Raw genomic sequence first — 17,986 nt, 5'->3', positions numbered from 1 at the left:
GCCGTCAGCCCGTGACCATCAGTCCGTGGACCACCCGGGTCGCACGCTCGACCTCCTCGGGGCTCAGCGCGCCGATGGTCACCGCGATGTCGAGGCTCCGCCCCGAGGAGCGGTGCGTGGCGCGCAGCCGCAGGAGGCCCTGCTCGTCGATGCCGAGCACGATGTCCACCGGGGCCCCGGCGGGCCCCGGCGGGATGCCCTCGATCCGGCCGGCGCCGTCGGAGACCGCGACGTTGTCCTCCATCTCCTCGCTGGCCACCGTCCCGGCCTGCTCGTAGAGGGCGATGTCCACGCTGCGCTGGCCGGCGACGACCGTGAAGGCCTCGAGGGTCCGATCGCCGGTGGGCAGCGGGTCGTTGGCGGCGACGAGGTGGTGCACGTAGACGCGGTCGTCGGGGCGCGGACCGTCGACCAGCTGCACCCCGAAGGCCTTCGAGAGCACGTTGCGGGTGGACTTCGCGGAGAGGCGGCCCAGGTCGGCCTCGCTCATCCCCGTCGCGGCGGCGATGGCCGACAGCGCCTCGCGGGCCCTCTCGTCGCCGGCCTCTAGGGTGGGCGCGGCGTCGCGGGCCCGCGCGGTCTCCTGCACCACCCGCCGGGACAGCGCCCAGATCGCCGCCCCCTTGGCCACGGCGAGGTCGGGCTCGAAGAGCCGGGGCGTCCATCCGAACTCCGCGGCCAGCCGCTCCGCGACCGCGGGCATGCGGGTGGAGCCGCCGACGAGCAGCACCTCGTCGATCGTCGTGCCCGGGCTCTTGTCCTCGAGGGTGTCCAGCGTGCGGCGAAGGATGGCGACGGTGGTGTCGAGCAGGTCCTCGGTCATCGCCTCGAACTCGGCACGGGTCACGTCGAAGCGGGCGGCCGCGCCGGCGAGCTTGAGGTTGACCGGCCGCGACTCGTGCTTCGAGAGCTGCTTCTTCACCGACTCGGCGAGCAGCGCCACCTCCTGCACGAGGTCCTCGCTCTCGCGCGGGTCCTCGTCGGGCGCGGCCTCCTCGACGAAGCGGGTCATGAGGTGCTCGGCGAGCCGGGCGTCCCAGTCCGCGCCGCCGAGGTCCTTGTCGCCGTCGGTGCACACCACGTCGACGGCGTTGTCGTCGATGCGGATCACCGAGGTGTCGAAGGTGCCGCCGCCCAGGTCGTAGACCAGCACCGTGCGCCCGACCGCACCCTGGCTGGTCTCGTAGTGCACGGCCGCCGCGACCGGCTCAGGCACGATCCCGAGGACCTCGAGGCCCGCGATCTCGCCGGCCTTGCGTGTCGCGTCGCGCTCCCGCATCCCGAAGTAGGCGGGCACGGTGATGACGACGTCACGCACCTCGTCGTCGACCTCCGCCCCGGCCGCGAGGTGCTTGAGGATCAGCGCCGAGAGCGACTCCGGCGTGTGCTCCTGGCCGTGGAAGGAGTAGACGGCCGACGTCCCCATCTGGCGCTTCACGAGGCTGACGACGTGGTCCGGCTCGATCTTGGCGATCGCCTTGGCCTGCGTGCCCACCACGACGTTCGTCGGGCTCTCCAGGTAGACGACCGACGGCGTCGTCTCCTCCCCCTCGCCGTTGCGGGCGATCGACGCCCGCCCGGTCTCGTCGACGAAGCCGACCGCCGAGTACGTCGTGCCCAGGTCGATCCCGTAGACCCTGCGTCCGCGGTCAGGCATGGTGCGCCACCTCCTGGTCCTGCGTGTTCTCGACGGGCTGGATGTCCCCGGCGGGCTCGTGGCGCCCGACGGCCACCCCGGCGGGGGCGAGGACGCGGCCCGAGTCGCGCTCGAGCCACCCCTCGGAGAGCACGGCGACGACCCGGCCGTGCGACTCGGGGCCGGTGGCGACGGGCCGGCGCACGCGGTGGGCGGACGCGTCGAAGACGTCGCCGACGGCGACCGTGACGGGCTCGCAGCCGCAGCCCTCGAGCACGGAGGCGACGCTGTCGGCGTAGTAGGTGAGGGTGTCCCGGCGACGGCCGGCCGTGGGGTCGTCGGCGGCGGGGTCCTGGGCGGCGTCCTCCAGCAGCTCGGCGCGGAGCTTCGCCAGCGCGACGACGAGGGGCCGCAGGTGCCGCCCGCGGCGTTCGTCGCGCAGCGCGTCGAGCTCGGCCCGCTGGTGGGCGATGACCTCCTCGCGTGCCTGCGCCCGCTCCTGCTCGGCGCCCAGACGGCGGTCGAGGTCGTCGAGCCGGGCGAGCACCCGGTGCAGCACGTCCGGATCCGACACCGTCTCCGGCCCGGGCGCCTGCTCGTCCTGGGCCTGCTCGTCCTGGGCCTGCTCGTCCTGGGCCTGCTCGTCCTGGGCCTGCTCGTCCTGGGCCGCCTCGTCCTGTGCCGGGCGTCCGTCGTCCCCCACGTCGATCCCCCTCGACCGTGCAGGCGCCCCCGCCCGCGGGCGCTCAATCTATGACGCGCCGTAGCACGTTCGTGGAAGATCGCCCGTTCGGCCCAGCCACGACGAACGCACAGCGTCACGGCGGAGCCCCGTGCGGCGTGCCCGGGGACGGCGCCGGGATCATGGCGCTCGTGCACGTGGTCTTCGTCTGTTCGGGCAACATCTGCCGCTCCCCCGTCGCGGAGAAGGTCTTCCGCGCGCGCCTCGCCGACGCCGGGCTCTCCGACGCCGTCGAGGTCTCGAGCGCCGGCATCGGCTCGTGGCACGCCGGCGAGCCGATGGACCGGCGCGCGGCGGCGACGCTGGAGGGTCGCGGCTACGACACCGCACACCGGGCGCAGCAGGTCGACCGCCGTCAGCTCGACGCCGACCTGCTCGTCGCCGCGACCGAGGACCACGTGCGCGACCTCGTCGCGGCCGGCGCCCCGTCCGAGCGCGTGATGCTGCTGCGCTCGTTCGACCCCGAGGCCCCCGAGGGCGCCGAGGTGCCCGATCCCTACTACGGGGGCCCCGACGGGTTCGACGAGGTGATCGGGATGGTCGAGGCCGCGATGCCCGGCCTGGTCGACCGGGTCCGCCCGTGACGTCGGTGGAGTCACTGCTCGCCGGGAGTGGTCGCGGCGTGCAGACGGCCACGCTGGACGACGGCACCGAGGTGGTGGTCAAGAGCGGCGAGCCGTCGTCGATCGCCGCCGAGGCCGCCGGGCTTCGCTGGCTCGCCGAGCCGGGCGCCGTGGGCGTCCCCGAGGTGCTGGGGACCGCCGAGGGGCGGATGGTCTCGACCCGCGTGCCCTCGGGGCGGGCCGACGCCGGCGCCGCGGCGCGCTTCGGTCGCGAGCTCGCCGCCCTGCACGCCGCGGGTGCCCCGGCCGTCGGGTCGCCGCCGCCCGGGGGCCCGGTGCACGCCTGGATCGGCGAGGCGCGGATGGTCAACGAGACCGGCGACGACTGGCCGTCCTGGTACGCCGAGCACCGCGTCCTGCCCTACGCCCGGCAGGCCCGCGACCAGGGCACGTTCTCCGCCGACGACGTCGCCGTGGTCGAGCGGGCGTGCGCGTCGTTCCCCGACGTCGCCGGCCCGGCCGAGACCCCGGCGCGCCTGCACGGCGACCTGTGGACCGGCAACGTGCTGTGGGACGGCGACCGCGCGTGGGTGATCGACCCGGCGGCCCACGGCGGTCACCGCGAGACCGACCTGGCGATGCTGGCACTGTTCGGCGCTCCGCAGCTGGAGACGGTGCTCGCCGCGTACGACGAGGCGGCCCCGCTCGCGGACGGCTGGCGCGACCGCGTCGGCCTGCACCAGCTCTTCCCGCTGCTCGTGCACACCGTGCTCTTCGGCGGCGGCTACGGGAGCCGGGCGCTCGCGATCTGCAAGCCTCTCGCGCGCTCCACGTAACCTGTCTGTCGTGCGGTTCCTGCTCCGACCCGGATGGATCGCGCTGACCCTCGTCGTGGCGGCGTTCGCGTTCGCGTGCGCCTACCTGCTCGCGCCCTGGCAGTTCCACCGCAGCGACGAGCGCGACGGGGTCAACGCCGCGCTCACGCGGGCGGTGGTGACGGCGCCGGTGCCGCGCTCCGACCTCGTCGCCCCCGGCACCGAGCCCGCCGACGACGTCGCCTGGCGCCGTGTCACGCTCACCGGCACCTACCGGCCCGAGGGCGAGGTCCTCGTCCGGCTGCGCAGCATCGAGGGCAAGCCGGCGGTCGAGGTCATGACCCCGCTGACCACGACGACCGGCGAGACCGTGCTGGTCGACCGCGGCTACGTCCGCTCCGAGGACCAGGGCGGCCTGGGCGCGATCCCGCCCGCCCCGGCCGGCGCGGTCTCCCTCACCGGGTACCTGCGCCGCGACGAGGCTCCCTCGGACCGGCCGGCGGTCGTCGCGGACGGTCGCCGGCAGGTCTACTCCGCCAACGCCGGGGCGATCGCGGCCGTCGGCGGCGTGCCGACGAGCCCCGGCTACGTCCAGCTCAGCGACGGCCCCGGCGTCCTCACCGCGGTCCCCCTCCCCCAGCCCGACCCGAACCCCTCGTACTCCTACGCCTGGCAGTGGCTGATCTTCGGGCTGATGGCGATCGGCGCGTGGATCTACTTCGCGCGCCTCGAGTACCGCCGCGCCCACGGCCTCGAGCCCCACGCCCGCCGGGACGCCGACGACCAGGACCCCCGCGACGCCGCCGACGGCACCCCGTGGGACGCCCGCGCGACGAGCACGGAGGAGAAGCTCGCCGACCGCTACGGGCGGCGCTGAGCGCGTGAGATGGGGGCTTTCCTGACGGTGGACGTCAGCGTGGCCCCCAGGCTGACACGAGCACCACGGCCAGAGCCGTCGTCGCAGCGCTGACGAGACGGGACAGGCGCACCGCCCGCGGCAGGTCCGCCACGGCCGGGGGGCGGCCGTCGCCGAGCACCGGGCGGTCCTGGACGCCGTAGGGGTAGACGGTGCGCCCGCCCAGGCGCAGGCCCAGCGCGCCGGCGAAGGACGCCTCGACCGGGCCGGCGTTCGGGCTCGGGTGCGCGGGGGCGCCGCGGCGCCAGGCACGGACGGCGTCGCCCGGACGCCCGCCGACGAACGGCGCGCAGGCGGCCGTGACCAGCGCCGACACGCGCGCGGGCACCACGCCGGCGACGTCGTCGGCGCGCGCCGAGGCCCACCCGAAGCGCTCGTAGCGCGCCGAGCGGTGCCCGACCATGGCGTCGAGGGTGTTGACCGCGCGGTGCCCGAGCAGCCCCGGCACCCCCGCCAGCGCGCCCCACACCAGCGGCGCGACGACGGCGTCGGCGGTGTTCTCCGCGACCGACTCCAGCGCCGCCCGGGCGAGACCGTCGGCGTCGAGGGCCGACGGGTCCCGGCCGCACAGGTGCGGCAGGCGCTCCCGGCCCGCCGCGACGTCCCCGGCGGCGAGGGAGGCCGCCATCACCGAGCCCTCGGTCGCCAGCGAGGTACCGCCGAGCACCGTCCACGTGGCCGCAGCGGTCACGAGGGTGTGCGCGAGCGGACGTCGGGCCGTGGCCCGCTCGAGCAGCATCCCGCCGGCCACGGCCCCACCGACGAGCACCGCGGCGTGGGCGACGCCGGGCCCGCGCCGGTCCGCCCACCACCGGCGCTCGAGCCGGCCTGCCAGCGATCCGAACACCGCGACCGGGTGGCCCCGTCGTGGGTCGCCGAGCACCGCGTCCGCCAGCACCCCGAGCGCGAGCCCGGCGGCTCTCGGCGTGACCAGCACACGCCGATGATCTCACCCCGCGTTCCCACCCGGCCCGTGACAGGGTGCTCGCCGTGGCCTTCAGCGACGAGCTCTGGAACGCGGGCGCCGGGGTGTACGCGGAGGTCCGCGCGCACCCCTTCCTCACCGGCCTGGCGGACGGGACCCTGCCGCACGCGGCGTTCCGTCACTTCATCGTGCAGGACGCGCACTACCTGCGCGGATACGCCCGCGCCCTCGCGCTGCTCGCGGCGCGCGCCCCGTCCGCGAACGACACGGTGATGTTCAGCGCGCACGCCGCCGGCGCGATCGCCGCCGAGCAGGAGATGCACGCCGAGCTCGCCGGGGCGCTGGGGCTCACCGCGGAGCAGGCGGCCGCCGAGCCGGTGGCGCCCACGACCACGGCCTACACGAGCTACCTGCTCGCGACCTGCCACGGCGGCTCGTTCGCCGAGGGCCTGGGCGCGGTGCTCCCGTGCTACTGGGTCTACGCGAAGGTCGGCGAGGCGCTGCTCGGGGCCGGCTCCCCCGACCCGCTCTACGCCCGCTGGATCGCGATGTACGGCGGCGAGGAGTTCCAGGCCGTCGTCGACGCCGTGCTGGCGCTGGCCGACCGGATCGGGCCGACCCTCGCCGACACCGAGCGCGCCCGCGTCCGGGAGCACTTCGTGACGACGTGCCGGTACGAGTGGATGTTCTGGGACGCGGCCTGGCGGCAGGAGACCTGGCCGGTCTAGCCGTTCGGGCCCGCGGCGGGCCGCCGCAGCACGAACCGGGTCTCGACGACGTGGTGCGCGCTCGCGGCGGCACCCCCGGGGGCGCTCGGCACGAGCGCGTTCTGCGGACCGGCGAGGGCCACGAGCTCCCAGCCCCGGCGGCCCAGCAGGTTCAGCTGCTCGGCGTACACACGCGCCCAGGCCACGCGGTACGGGCGGAACTCCTCGAGGATCAGCTCGCCCGCCGGGCCGATCGCGTAGATCTGCCACTCGGCCTCGGCGTCCTGCGCCCCGGAGAGGCCGACCGCCGAGATCTCCAGCGTCGCGTACTCCCAGGTGGTCAGGACGCCCGCCGTCCCCGCCCGCGGCGGACCGCCTGCGCCGGGTCGAGCACCACGGCGCGGGCGGCCTCGGTGGCGCGGGCCGTGGCCCGCTCAGCGCGCGCCGAGCGGGCGCGGCGCAGCGCGGAGGTGCGGCCCGAGGGCGTCCCGGTGCGGCCGCGTTCCGCGGGCGGTGTGCCGAGCGTCGTCAGCGTGCGCCCCGACGGGGACGGAGGGGTGTCCCCGGTGAGCGCGAAGCCCGCGATCTTGACCAGGACGCCGGCCACGATGAGCGCGGGCCCGACCACGAGGGCGCCGGGCATGCCCATCGCGAGCACGACGATCCCGGCCCCGAGGAGGACCAGACCACCGAGCAGGAGGAGAGCGGACCGCACGGAACCACGCTACGTGGTCGAATCCGCCCGAGCAGTACACCGATCGGTGCAATCACCCGGGCGAGGCGAGGATGACCATTGCGCGCCGGGGTCGTAGGGTGCACCGAACGCGCCAGGGAGGGCACATGAGGGAGTTCGCGGTCCGGTACGTCAACGGCCCCCTGCAGGGGGTCGGGGAGATCACGCAGCCGGACGAGGCCGGAGACCAGCCGCCGCTGGTCCAGCGCATCCCGCTCCCGAGCGCCGAGCACGGGGTGCGGCGCACGATCTCGGACGTCGTCGGCAACCAGCAGCACGCGATCTACGAGCGCACCGGGCACAACGACGCCGGCGAGTGGGAGTTCACGCTCGTCCGCGTCGAGTAGGCAGGCCCCGCCGGGACGGCCCGGGACAGGAGACGGCGCGAAGGTCCAGAATCGCCCCGTGGCCGCCGACCGCTCCTCCCCCAGCACCGCCACCTCGCTCTCGCTGCGCCCGGCCGAGGCCGGGGACGCCGAGCGCGTGGGTGCGATCTTCGCGGGGTACGTCCTGCACTCGATCGCGACGTTCGTCGAGACCCCGCCGACCGACGAGATGTGGCGCGAGCGCATCGCCGAGGCCCGGTCCGCGGGGCTGCCGTTCCTCGTCGCCGTGCTCGACGGCGCCGTCGAGGGCTTCGCGCACGTCACCCGGTTCCGGCCGCACGCGGCCTACCGCTACACGGTCGAGGACTCGATCTACATCGCGCCGGAGGCCTCCGGGCGGGGCGTGGGCTCCCGCCTGCTGGCGGCGGTGCTGGACGGGCTGCGGGGCACCGAGGTGCGCCAGGTGGTCGCGGTGATCGCCGCGATCGCCGGGTCGCAGCACGACACCCCGTCCATCGTGCTGCACCGCCGGCTGGGGTTCGTCGAGGTCGGCCGCATGCCGTCGGTGGGCTACAAGAACGGCCAGTGGGCCGACACCGTGCTCATGCAGGCCGACCTGCGCCCCGACGGCTGACCGGCCCCACGACCGACCGGCCCCCACGACCGACAGGCCCCCACGACCGACAGGCCCCCACGACCGACAGGCCCCGGACGCACGAACGGGCCGCCCCGCGCGGTGCGGGGCGGCCCGTCGAGCGTGATCGGTGCGGCTCAGGCCTCCGCGGCGACGGAGCGACGGCCCCAGTTCCGCTGGGCGTGCCGGGCGAGGGCCGAAGCCACCCCGACGCCCGCTCCCGCACTCACGATCATGCCGATGAACACTGCCGCCATGACGGCTCCTCCTCACCACGTGCACGCGTCCTGGCCGGTGACCGGATCCGGTTGATCCGAGCGGTCCGCGGACGCTTGCGGAACGTCGGGCGCTATCTGCACCCGCTCTGTAGGACGCGTCGGACCCGGGGTGTGTTCCACGGCGTCGGCGACCCTGCGGATGACCCCACTCACAGCGACGGCACCGTTTCACCGTGTGGGGGCGACCCCCATTCAGTAGTGTCCGATGACCACGAGAAGTAAACGGACGTTAACGACTTTCGGGTTGTTTCCGTCAAATCGGACAGAATGCGTTCCCTGTCGGGGCAGCCGGGCCGGCGACGGCCCGGTCGGAGGACGCGGGACGTTTCCGAGGGCGCTCCGGTAGTGCTGTCGGGAGCCCCCGCGTCATGAGGGGAGACCACATGACGACGACCGATTCCGGTGGGGGCGGCGGGGCGCCCGACACCCCCGAGAACATCACCGTCACCGACGACGCCACCATGAAGCGCGCCGTCGGCGCGGCGGCGGTCGGCAACATCACCGAGTGGTTCGACTTCGGGGTCTACGCCTATCTGGCGACGACGATCGAGGAGAACTTCTTCCCGCCCGACAACCCCACGCTCGCGCAGGTCGGGGTGTTCGCCGGATTTGCGGTGTCGTTCCTCGTGCGGCCGCTCGGCGGGCTGTTCTTCGGGCCGCTCGGCGACCGGATCGGCCGCACCAAGGTCCTCTCGATCACGGTCATCATGATGGCGATCGGGACGTTCCTGCTCGGCTTCATCCCGCCGTACGAGTCGATCGGCATCTGGGCGCCGATCCTGCTCGTGCTCTGCCGCGTCGTGCAGGGCTTCTCCACCGGCGGCGAGTACGCCGGCGCGATGACGTTCATCGCCGAGTACTCCCCGGACAAGCGGCGCGGGTTCTTCGGCAGCTTCCTCGAGTGCGGGACGTTCATCGGCTACGCACTGGGCGCGACCGTCGCGACGGTCATCCCGCTGGTCTCCTCGCCCGAGTTCGCGTCCACCTGGGCGTGGCGCATCCCGTTCTTCATCGCGCTGCCGCTGGGCGTCGTCGGCGTCTACCTGCGCGTGAAGCTCGAGGAGACCCCGTCGTTCCAGACGCTGCTCTCGGAGTCCGAGGAACGCGAGGGCCAACAGGCCGGCGGCGGGCTCAAGGAGCTGTTCGGCAAGTACTGGCCGGCGATGCTCGCCGCCGGCGGACTCGTCGTGGCGTGGAACATCCCGAACTACATGCTCACCAGCTACATGCCGACGTACCTCGAGGACAACGTCGAGGTGGTCGGGGGCACCGCGATCGACAGCACGACGTCGCAGTGGCTCCAGATCGGGGTGCTCTGGGTGGCCGTGTTCATCATCCCGTTCCTGGGGCGGCTCTCCGACCGCGTCGGCCGGAAGCCGATCCTGTGGGTGGGATCGATCGGCACGGTCGTGCTCGCCTTCCCGATGATCCTGGTGCTCAAGAGCGGCTCGGTGCCGCTGGTCGGCATCGGCCTCGCCGTGATGGGCCTGCTGCTGATCCTCTTCTCGGCGACCTGCCCGTCGACGCTGCCGGCGCTGTTCCCCACCGAGATCCGCTACGGCGGGCTGGCGATCTCGTTCAACATCTTCGTGTCGGCCTTCGCCGGGACGACGTCGCTGATCATGACGGCTGTCGTGCTCGGGACGGGCTGGGCCTACTGGCCCGCGGTGTACCTGGTGTTCGCCGGGGCGGTCGGCGCCGTGGTGCTGCTGTCGTTGCGGGAGACCGCCGGGAGGCCGCTGCCGGGCTCGCACCCGGCCGTGTCGACCGCCCAGGAGGCCCGGGAGCTGGTCGCGTCGCAGCAGTGATGTCGCAGCAGCGGCGTCCCCGATGGTGGTGGCCCGGGGTGTCGGGCGCGACGATGACGGGCACGATGGCCCCGTGTCCGCACCCGACTCCCCCGGCCCCACCGTCTTCGTGCTGTTCGGCGCCACCGGGGATCTGGCCAAGCGCCTGGTCCTTCCGTCGTTCTTCCGCCTGGTGCAGGAGAAGCTCCTGCCCGACGAGTGGCGCCTGATCGGCAGCGGGCGACGGGAGAAGACCGACGACGAGTTCCGCGACGACGTCCGGGCGGCGCTCGAGCAGTTCGGCGGCCTGACGCCCGAGGACGGACCGTGGGACGAGTTCGCCGCGGGCCTGCGCTTCGCCGGCGGCGGCTTCACCGCCGACGACCCGGGTGAGCTGCTCGACCGCATCGCCGAGGTGCGGGGCGAGATCGGGCAGGACGCCCAGCTCGTGCACTACCTCGGCCTGCCGCCGACCACCTTCGGCGACTACACGCGCGCCCTCGGGGCGCACGGGCTGGCCGAGGGCGCCCGCGTGGTCTACGAGAAGCCCTTCGGCACGTCGCTGGAGAGCTTCCGGGAGCTCGACCGGGTCGTGCACGAGGTGCTCGACGAGTCGCAGGTGTTCCGGATCGACCACTTCCTCGGCAAGGAGGCCACCCAGGAGCTGCGCGCCCTGCGCTTCGCCAACGGCCTGTTCGGCAGCTCCTGGGACCGCCACCACGTCTCGGCCGTGCAGATCGACGTGCCGGAGACGCTCGACGTCGCCGACCGTGCCGAGTTCTACGACGCCACCGGCGCCGTGCTCGACATGCTCGTCACCCACCTGTTCCAGGTGGCGGCCGAGGTCGCGATGGAGCCGCCCGCGTCGTTCCGCGCCGACGACGTCGCCGCCGCCCGCGACGAGGCCGTGCGCCGCTTCCGCCCGCTGCAGCGCGACGAGGTGGTCCGCGGGCAGTTCGAGGGCTACCGCGACCTCGAGCACATCGCCGACGACTCGACCACCGAGACCTTCGTCGCCGCCCGCCTCTGGATCGACAGCGACCGCTGGCGCGGGGTGCCGTTCCTCCTGCGCACCGGCAAGCGGATGGCCGAGAGCCACCAGAAGGTCAACCTGATCTTCCGGGACCCCGACGACGGCCCCGTCGACCCGGGCGACCTGCCGACGCGCGGCAACGTCCTGTGCTTCGACCTCGCCGGCGACGGCGCCCTGGCGCTGTCGATGAACGTCAAGACGCCCGGCGCCTCGATCGACCTGGGCACGACGTGGACCCAGATCCCGCTCGACGGCCTCTCCGGCGGCGACCCCCTCCCGCCGTACGTCCGCCTGATCCACGACGTGCTCACCGGCGACCGCGCGCTGTTCACCCGCCCCGACGGCCTCGAGGACGTCTGGATCGCGGCCGCGGAGGTGCTCGACGACCACCGGCAGCCCGAGAGCTACGCCCCGGGCTCCTGGGGCCCCGCGTCGGCGGAGCGCCTCGCCGATCCCGTGGGCTGGGTGCTGCCGGGCTGATTCACGGCGCGGGGCGCACCTGCAGCAGGAGATCGGGGTCGATCGCGAAGTAGCCCGCGAACGGTGCCGCCTGCGCGCAGAGCAACGTGAGGGCGAGGGCCATCGCCGTGCCGAGCAGGACGAGGGACACCGCGGCGCGGCGCGGCCGGTCGGCGTGGACGCAGGCGGTCGCGGCGAGCGTCGTGACCGCGACCAGGAACAGCGCGGTCAGCCGCAGCGGGCCGATGGCCGAGCCGCTGAGCACGAGCCGGGTCCGGCGGGCCTCGAGGGCGGCGTCGACGGCGGTGACGAGCCGATCCTCGGCCACGCGCTCGCCCTCGGTCTGCACCGGCAGGGACAGCACGACGTTTTGCACCTGCACGAGCCCGCCGGGCGCGACGCTGATCGTGGCCTGCCCGTCGGCCATCTGCGGCCACTCGACGGCGACGTACTGCTCGATCTGGCCGCGCAGCAGCGCGCGGACCTCGGGCTGCTGGGCGGGGAACGTGCCCATGAGCAGGTCGATGTCGCGCAGGGCGCTCGCCTCCTGGCCCACGGAGGCCGCGGCGTCGTCGCGGTCGGCCCACACGTCGGCGACGAGGAACCCGGTCAGCAGGCCGAAGATGAGGCCCATCGGGGCCAGCAGGCCGGGGCTCAGCGGGCCGAGCACGTCGCCGTACCCCCACCGCCGCGCCAGGACCAGCACGGCGATGACGAGCGCGCACGGCAGGAGGCTACGTGAGCGATCCTCGGGCCCACAGGCCCGAAGATCGCTCACGGAGGGGTCGTCAGTGCTGGGAGCCCGGCTCCCCGGCGTACTCCGGGCCGGCGGGCGAGCGGTCGGCCGGGTCGCCGCCGGACGCCCCCGCGATCGCGCGCCACACCGCCTCCGGGGTCAGCGGCATGTCGATGTGCCGCACCCCGAGGTGGGACAGCGCGTCGATCACGGCGTTGTGCACCGCGGGCGTCGAGCCGATCGTGCCCGACTCCCCGATCCCCTTCGCGCCGATCGGGTTGAGGTGGGTCGGGGTCTCGGTGTTCGACGTCTCGAACGACGGCAGGTCCGCCGCCGACGGGATGGTGTACGAGGCGAGGTTGCCGCTGGTCGGGTTGCCGTCCTCGTCGAAGGTCACCCGCTCGTAGAGGGCCTGCGAGATGCCCTGGGCGATGCCGCCGTGCTGCTGCCCGGCGACGAGCATCGGGTTGAGGATGCGGCCCGCGTCGTCGACGGCGACGTGGCGGCGCTGGCGGACCATGCCGGTGTCGAGGTCGACGTCCACGACGGCGATGTGGGAGCCGAACGGGAAGCTGGACTGGCCCTGCTTGAAGTCGAGCTCCTGGAGCATCGGGGCGGCGGCGCCGTCCTCGGTGCCCGACCCGTCCTCCGACGCCGTCGCCACCTGCGCCCAGGTGATCTCGCGGTCGGCGATGCCCTTCACGCCGAAGCCGCCGTCGGTCTGCTCGATGTCCTCCACCCCGGCCTCGAGCAGGTGCGCGGCGATCTCCTTGGCCCGCGCCACCAGCTGCTCGGAGGCGTTGTGGATGGCGCTGCCGCCGGTCTGCAGCGAGCGCGATCCCAGCGTGCCGGCGCCGCTGCGCACCAGCGACGTGTCGGACTGGACGACCTTGATCTTCTCCATCGGCACGCCGAGGACGCCCGCGGCGAGCTGGGCGTACGCGGTCTCGTGGCCCTGGCCGTGCGCGCTCGTCCCGGCCATGACCGTGAACGTGCCGTCGGGGTGCGCCTGGGCCGAGCCGTACTCCCCGTCGAGCCCCAGCGGGGCGGTGACCTCGACGTACGACGCGACACCGATGCCCATGGCGGTCCGGCTGCCCTCGGCGCGGCGGCGCTCCTGCTCGGCGCGCAGGCCGTCGTAGTCGGCCGCGACCTTGACCGCGTCGAGCGCCTTCTCGTGCTCGGCGTTGTCGTACTCGGCGCCGGTGAGGCTGGTCATCGGGAACTTGTCGGGCTGCAGGAAGTTCTTCCGGCGCATCTCGAGCGGGTCCATGCCGATCTCGTCGGCGGCCATGTCGATGATGCGCTCGAGCAGCTGGGTCGCCTCGGGGCGCCCGGCGCCGCGGTAGGCCCCGGTGGTCGTGGTGTTGGTGACCACGGACTTCCAGGCGAAGTCGATGGCCGGGATGTCGTAGACGCCCTGGGCCATCAGCTGGGTCAGGCTCGGCAGGATCGTCCCGACCGCCGGGTACATGCCGCCGTCGCCGACGACCGAGGCCCGCAGCCCGACGATGCGTCCGTCGTTCTTGACGCCCAGCTCGACGTGCTGCACCTGGGCGCGCCCGTGCACCATCGAGAGCATGTTCTCCGAGCGCGTCTCGGTCCAGCGCACGGGGCGCCCGAGGTCCATCGCGGCGCGGGCGGCGATCGAGTACTCGGGGTAGGCCGTGGCCTTCGGGCCGAAGCCGCCACCCACGCGCGGGGCGATCACGCGGACCTGCTCGGCCTCGAGGCCCAGGTCGCCGGCGAGCGCGTCGCGGGCGCCGTGCGGGGTCTGGACCGACAGCCAGAGGGTGACGCCGCCGTTCGGCTCGCCGGGGACGGCGACGGCCGCGTTCGGCTCCATCGGCACGCCCGCGATGCGCTGGTTGTAGAACTTGCCGGAGACGACCGTGTCGGCGGTGTCGAAGATGCCCTCGACCTCGCCGGTGCCGGCGCCCGCGACGACGTTGGAGCCGTGCTCCTCGAAGATCACCGGGGCGCCCTCGGCCATGGCCTCCTCGATGCCGACCACCGCGGGCAGCGGGTCGATGTCGGGGAACACCGACTCGGCGGCGTCGAGCGCCTGGCCGGAGGTCTCGGCGACGACGGCGGCGATGATGTCGCCGACGAACCGCACGCGCCCGCGGGCCAGCGGCGGGCGGGACATCGCGTCGGGGACGACGCCGGGCAGGCCGGGCCGGTCGGCGATCTGCAGGTCGCCGTCGACGTACACCCCGACGACGCCCGGCTTCGTGCGCGCCTCCTCGACGTCCACGGAGTTCAGCGTCCCGTGCGCCATGGGCGAGCGGACGAAGACGACGTGCAGCGAGCCCTCGATCGGCAGGTCACCGGTGTAGCTCTCGGCCCCGGTGATCAGGCCCTGGTCCTCGGTGCGCTTGACCGAGTGACCGAAGATCGATCCGGATCGACTGGGAGTGATGGTCATCGGTGCTGCTCCTGAGATTCGAGAGTGCCTGAGATTCGAGAGTGATCGTGGTGGTGATCGGGGGCGGTGCTCCCGTGGGCACCGGCCGGGCCAGGCGGTCGTCGCGCCGACGACGGGGACGATGCCGGCGGTTCCCGGTCAGCATGGGCGTGCGGGGGCGTCCGTGCACGACGGGGCCCGCGGGCGCCCGAGCGCCGTCACCGACCTGCCCCACGCGTCCTCCTCGTCGCTCCCTGTGCCGCCGAGCACAGAAGATCAGACGCCGTGGGGTCCGTCGAGTCCGGTTTCCGGTGGGCGGACCGACCGACCCGGGGCCGCCGGCTGGGTCACGACTCCGGCACGTGCCGCTCGATCTCCTCGAGCCAGATCGTCGCCGACGAGTCCGACGGCGCGCGCCAGTCCCCGCGCGGCGAGAGCGACCCGCCGGCGACGACCTTCGGTCCGTTGGGCATCGCCGAGCGCTTGAACTGCGCGAAGCCGAAGAAGCGCCGGGCGAACACCTGCAGCCACTGCCGGATCTCGGCGAGGTCGTAGGCCTCCCGGTCGCCCTCCGGGAAGCCGGGCGGCCAGGAGCCGGCGTCGAGGTCGTGCCACGCGTGCCAGGCGAGGAACGCGATCCGCGAGGGCCGGAACCCGTGGCGCAGCACCCAGTAGAGGGTGAAGTCCTGCAGGTCGTACGGCCCGATCTTCTGCTCGCTCGACTGGATCTCCTGGTCGGAGTCCGCCGGCACGAGCTCGGGGCTGATCTCGGTGTCGAGCACGTCGGACAGCACCTCGGCGACGTCGTCGTCGAACTGCTCCGAGCTGATCACCCAGCGGATGAGGTGCTGCACGAGCGTCTTCGGGACGCCGGTGTTGACCGTGTAGTGCGACATCTGGTCGCCGACGCCGTAGGTCGACCACCCGAGCGCGGCCTCGGAGAGGTCGCCGGTGCCGACCACGATGCCGCCGCGCTGGTTGGCCGCGCGGAAGAGGTAGTCGGTGCGCAGCCCGGCCTGGACGTTCTCGAAGGTCACGTCGTAGACCGGCTCGCCGGAGGAGAACGGGTGGCCGAGCTCGCGCAGCATCAGCCGGGCGGTCTCGGTGATGTCGATCGTCTCGAACGTGACCCCGAGGGCCTCCGAGAGGCGCTGCGCGTTGGACTTCGTGCGCTCGCCCGTCGCGAAGCCGGGCAGCGTGAAGGCGAGGATGTCCGAGCGCGGGCGGCCGGCGCGGTCCATCGCGCGGGCGGCCACGATCAGCGCGTGGGTGGAGTCGAGTCCGCCCGAGACCCCGATGACGACCTTGGCGTCGCCGATCGCCCGCAGCCGCTGCAGGAGGCCGGCGACCTGGATGTTGTAGGCCTCGAAGCAGTCCTGCTCGAGGCGGGCGGGGTCGGTCGGCACGAAAGGGAAGCGCTCGACGTCGCGCCGGAACCCGAGGTCGCCGGTCGGCGGGTCGAGGGTGAACTCGACGGTGCGGAACGTCGTGGAGGACGTCTGCGCGTGGCGGCGGCGGTTGTCGTCGAACGTCCCCATCCGCAGGCGCTCGGAGCGCAGCAGCCGCAGGTCGACGTCGGCGACGGCGTGACGCTCGCCGGCCGGGAAGCGCTCGGTCTCGGCCAGCAGCGCGCCGTTCTCGTGGATGCTCGTCTGGCCGTCCCACGAGACCTCGGTGGTCGACTCCCCGTCGCCGGCCGCGGCGTAGACGTAGGCCGCCGAGCAGCGCGCCGAGGCCGACCGGGCCAGGAGCTGGCGGTCGTCGGCGCGCCCGACCGTGATGGGGCTGCCCGAGAGGTTCGCCAGCACCGTCGCGCCGGCCAGCGCCGCCTCGGCGCTGGGCGGGATGGGGACGAACATGTCCTCGCAGACCTCGACGTGCACCACGAGGCCGTCGACGTCGGTGGCGGCGAAGAGCAGGTCGGAGCCGAACGGCACGTCCTCGCCGAGCAGCCGCGTGGTGCCGCCCTCGCCGGCGCCGGCGGCGAGCTGGCGGGGCTCGTAGAACTCGCGGTAGTTCGGCAGGTAGGTCTTCGGCACCACGCCCAGCACCCGCCCGCGGTGGACGGCGACCGCGCAGTTGTAGATCCGGTTCCGGTGGCGCAGGGGCGCGCCGACGACCAGCACCGGGGTGAGCTCCGTGGACGCCGCGACGACGTCGCCCAGGGCGTCGACGACCGCGTCGAGCAGGGTGTCCTGCATCAGCAGGTCCTCGATCGAGTAGCCCGAGAGCGTGAGCTCCGGGAACACCACGAGGCCGACGCCGTCGTCGTGGCACTCGCGGGCCACCGCGAGCAGCGAGGACGCGTTGGCGGCCGGCTCGGCGATCGTCGTGCGGATGGTCGCGGCGGCGACGCGCACGAAGCCCTGGTGGTACACCGACGTGAAGGGCGGGCTGGGCATGTCCGGGTGTCCTCCTGGCCTTCCTGCGCGACGACGCGGGCGAGCGTAGATCGCCCGCCCGCGCGCCGGGCCTCAGACCGTGGTCGGGGCCGCCGGAGGTGTCGACGGACCGGCCGGGTCCGTGCGGTCCGTGCGGTCCTCCGGGCCCTCCTCGGGCACCAGCGCCCAGGCAGCCAGGTAGGCGATCAGACCGATCAGGTGCCCGAACACCGCCAGGAGTACCACGACCACGCGGACGAGATTGACGTCGAGCCCGGTGCGGGCGGCGATCCCGCCGCACACGCCGGCGATCCAGCGGTCGCCGACACTGCGCCGGAAGCCGAGGGTGGACGGGGCGGGGACTCCAGGTGTGCTCATGGCTCCGAGCCTGCTGCGGCGACGGGCGCCCGGCCTCCGGGTCCGTCCCCGGTTCGACCCCGGACCTCATCCCCGACGTCTCGGGGTCCGCGGTCGGGGACGCCCGCTTTGTCGACGCTCCGTCACCTTTCTTCGCCTCGCGGCAGGTCGGTCACCCTAATGGCCTAGCCAGCGAGAGCGGCGTGCAGTTCGACGGCGTCGTCGGCTTCATGGTCCACGGGATGAACGGCACGATCATCGTGCCGGTCGTGGCGCTGCTGCTGCTGATCGTCTCGTTCTTCGCGAAGCTGCCCCGGGGCGTCGCGTTCGCCGCGGCCCTGTTCGTCATGGTCGTGGCCCAGGTGCTCCTCGGCATCGTCTCCCACTCCGTGCCGGCCCTGGGCATGCTCCACGGCGCCCTGGCGCTGGCCATCCTCGTCACCGCCGTGCTCTCCGCGCGCCTCGCGGGCGTCCCGCGGACCGCGCGCGAGCCGGTCGCGACGGCCTGACCGGACCGGCTGATCGGACGGGCCAGGACTCCCGGGACACCA

The 17,986-nt window shown here is 73.9% G+C and carries 18 protein-coding genes; 9 read left to right on the top strand and 9 right to left on the bottom strand.

Going from position 1 to position 17,986, the window contains the following annotated elements; all coding sequences use genetic code 11:
• Positions 1 to 4 precede the first annotated feature (4 nt).
• Both OG774_RS02585 and OG774_RS02580 read right to left on the bottom strand, forming a co-directional pair.
• Entirely contained in the window at positions 5 to 1,657 is a 1,653-nt protein-coding gene (locus tag OG774_RS02585) for an Hsp70 family protein (RefSeq protein ID WP_328306386.1), read from the bottom strand.
• Positions 1,650 to 2,339 (bottom strand): hypothetical protein, encoded by a 690-nt coding sequence (locus OG774_RS02580; protein WP_328306384.1) that lies wholly within the window; start codon positions 2,337 to 2,339, stop codon positions 1,650 to 1,652. The genes OG774_RS02585 and OG774_RS02580 overlap by 8 nt, the downstream gene beginning before the upstream one ends.
• A 161-nt stretch (positions 2,340 to 2,500) precedes the next feature.
• Between OG774_RS02580 and OG774_RS02575 the strand changes: the two genes are divergently transcribed.
• From OG774_RS02575 to OG774_RS02565, 3 genes are read left to right on the top strand one after another with little or no spacing between them, the layout of a single operon-like run.
• Positions 2,501 to 2,962: a low molecular weight protein-tyrosine-phosphatase gene (locus OG774_RS02575; protein WP_328310734.1), complete on the top strand. Its 462-nt coding sequence runs from the start codon at positions 2,501 to 2,503 to the stop codon at positions 2,960 to 2,962.
• Entirely contained in the window at positions 2,959 to 3,777 is an 819-nt protein-coding gene (locus OG774_RS02570) for a fructosamine kinase family protein (RefSeq protein ID WP_328306382.1), read from the top strand. Before OG774_RS02575 ends, OG774_RS02570 begins: the two co-directional genes overlap by 4 nt.
• A 10-nt stretch (positions 3,778 to 3,787) precedes the next feature.
• Entirely contained in the window at positions 3,788 to 4,633 is an 846-nt protein-coding gene (locus OG774_RS02565) for an SURF1 family cytochrome oxidase biogenesis protein (protein ID WP_328306380.1), read from the top strand.
• Between the two features lie 34 nt (positions 4,634 to 4,667).
• Here the strand turns inward: OG774_RS02565 and OG774_RS02560 are convergent, their stop codons facing one another.
• Positions 4,668 to 5,606 (bottom strand): cobalamin biosynthesis protein, encoded by a 939-nt coding sequence (locus OG774_RS02560; protein ID WP_328310732.1) that lies wholly within the window; start codon positions 5,604 to 5,606, stop codon positions 4,668 to 4,670.
• Between the two features lie 56 nt (positions 5,607 to 5,662).
• Between OG774_RS02560 and tenA the strand changes: the two genes are divergently transcribed.
• A complete protein-coding gene (gene tenA / locus OG774_RS02555; protein ID WP_328306377.1) occupies positions 5,663 to 6,325 on the top strand; it encodes a thiaminase II in 663 nt (220 codons plus the stop codon).
• On the opposite strand, the gene OG774_RS02550 is transcribed toward tenA, so the two are convergent.
• Together OG774_RS02550 and OG774_RS02545 are read right to left on the bottom strand one after the other, a co-directional pair.
• Positions 6,322 to 6,495, bottom strand: coding sequence for a hypothetical protein (locus tag OG774_RS02550; RefSeq protein ID WP_328306375.1), 174 nt, complete (start codon positions 6,493 to 6,495; stop codon positions 6,322 to 6,324). The two genes, tenA and OG774_RS02550, sit on opposite strands and share 4 nt — an antisense overlap.
• A gap of 149 nt (positions 6,496 to 6,644) precedes the next feature.
• Positions 6,645 to 7,019, bottom strand: a complete 375-nt coding sequence (locus OG774_RS02545) for a hypothetical protein (protein ID WP_328306373.1) — start codon at positions 7,017 to 7,019, stop codon at positions 6,645 to 6,647.
• A 125-nt stretch (positions 7,020 to 7,144) separates the two neighbouring features.
• Here OG774_RS02545 and OG774_RS02540 point away from each other — a divergent pair, with 125 nt between their 5' ends.
• From OG774_RS02540 to OG774_RS02525, 4 genes are all read left to right on the top strand, one after another.
• Positions 7,145 to 7,384 (top strand): hypothetical protein, encoded by a 240-nt coding sequence (locus OG774_RS02540; RefSeq protein WP_328306371.1) that lies wholly within the window; start codon positions 7,145 to 7,147, stop codon positions 7,382 to 7,384.
• Between the two features lie 58 nt (positions 7,385 to 7,442).
• Entirely contained in the window at positions 7,443 to 7,997 is a 555-nt protein-coding gene (locus OG774_RS02535) for a GNAT family N-acetyltransferase (protein ID WP_328306369.1), read from the top strand.
• Positions 7,998 to 8,658: 661 nt separating this feature from the next.
• Positions 8,659 to 10,083, top strand: a complete 1,425-nt coding sequence (locus OG774_RS02530) for an MFS transporter (protein ID WP_328306367.1) — start codon at positions 8,659 to 8,661, stop codon at positions 10,081 to 10,083.
• A 73-nt stretch (positions 10,084 to 10,156) separates the two neighbouring features.
• Entirely contained in the window at positions 10,157 to 11,575 is a 1,419-nt protein-coding gene (locus OG774_RS02525; RefSeq protein ID WP_328306365.1) for a glucose-6-phosphate dehydrogenase, read from the top strand.
• A gap of 1 nt (position 11,576) precedes the next feature.
• On the opposite strand, the gene OG774_RS02520 is transcribed toward OG774_RS02525, so the two are convergent.
• The 4 genes from OG774_RS02520 to OG774_RS02505 form a co-directional block, all read right to left on the bottom strand.
• Positions 11,577 to 12,332 carry a bestrophin-like domain gene (locus tag OG774_RS02520; protein ID WP_328306363.1) on the bottom strand — a complete coding sequence of 252 codons (756 nt, stop codon included), beginning with the start codon at positions 12,330 to 12,332 and terminating at the stop codon, positions 11,577 to 11,579.
• A gap of 10 nt (positions 12,333 to 12,342) precedes the next feature.
• Positions 12,343 to 14,718: a xanthine dehydrogenase family protein molybdopterin-binding subunit gene (locus OG774_RS02515; RefSeq protein ID WP_328306361.1), complete on the bottom strand. Its 2,376-nt coding sequence runs from the start codon at positions 14,716 to 14,718 to the stop codon at positions 12,343 to 12,345.
• Positions 14,719 to 15,044: 326 nt separating this feature from the next.
• Complete coding sequence (locus tag OG774_RS02510) at positions 15,045 to 17,099, bottom strand: NAD(+) synthase (protein ID WP_328306360.1); 2,055 nt, start codon at positions 17,097 to 17,099, stop codon at positions 15,045 to 15,047.
• A gap of 72 nt (positions 17,100 to 17,171) precedes the next feature.
• Complete coding sequence (locus OG774_RS02505) at positions 17,172 to 17,456, bottom strand: PspC domain-containing protein (RefSeq protein WP_328306358.1); 285 nt, start codon at positions 17,454 to 17,456, stop codon at positions 17,172 to 17,174.
• 182 nt (positions 17,457 to 17,638) lie between these two features.
• Between OG774_RS02505 and OG774_RS02500 the strand changes: the two genes are divergently transcribed.
• Complete coding sequence (locus OG774_RS02500; protein ID WP_328306357.1) at positions 17,639 to 17,944, top strand: hypothetical protein; 306 nt, start codon at positions 17,639 to 17,641, stop codon at positions 17,942 to 17,944.
• Positions 17,945 to 17,986 lie beyond the last annotated feature (42 nt).

Source organism: Actinomycetospora sp. NBC_00405 (genome assembly GCF_036044095.1).
Taxonomy (GTDB): Bacteria; Actinomycetota; Actinomycetes; order Mycobacteriales; family Pseudonocardiaceae; genus Actinomycetospora; species Actinomycetospora callitridis.
Note: the sequence above shows the minus strand (reverse complement) of the source record. Positions and strands in the feature narration are given on the sequence as shown.

Bases quoted from the DNA above. Each gene is read 5' to 3' on its own strand.
- OG774_RS02530 (WP_328306367.1), top strand. From the start codon at position 8,659: ATGACGACGACCGATTCCGGTGGGGGCGGCGGGGCGCCCGACACCCCC.
- OG774_RS02505 (WP_328306358.1), bottom strand. From the start codon at position 17,456: ATGAGCACACCTGGAGTCCCCGCCCCGTCCACCCTCGGCTTCCGGCGC.
- OG774_RS02575 (WP_328310734.1), top strand. From the start codon at position 2,501: ATGGCGCTCGTGCACGTGGTCTTCGTCTGTTCGGGCAACATCTGCCGC.
- OG774_RS02540 (WP_328306371.1), top strand. From the start codon at position 7,145: ATGAGGGAGTTCGCGGTCCGGTACGTCAACGGCCCCCTGCAGGGGGTC.
- OG774_RS02510 (WP_328306360.1), bottom strand. From the start codon at position 17,099: ATGCCCAGCCCGCCCTTCACGTCGGTGTACCACCAGGGCTTCGTGCGC.
- OG774_RS02585 (WP_328306386.1), bottom strand. From the start codon at position 1,657: ATGCCTGACCGCGGACGCAGGGTCTACGGGATCGACCTGGGCACGACG.
- OG774_RS02515 (WP_328306361.1), bottom strand. From the start codon at position 14,718: ATGACCATCACTCCCAGTCGATCCGGATCGATCTTCGGTCACTCGGTC.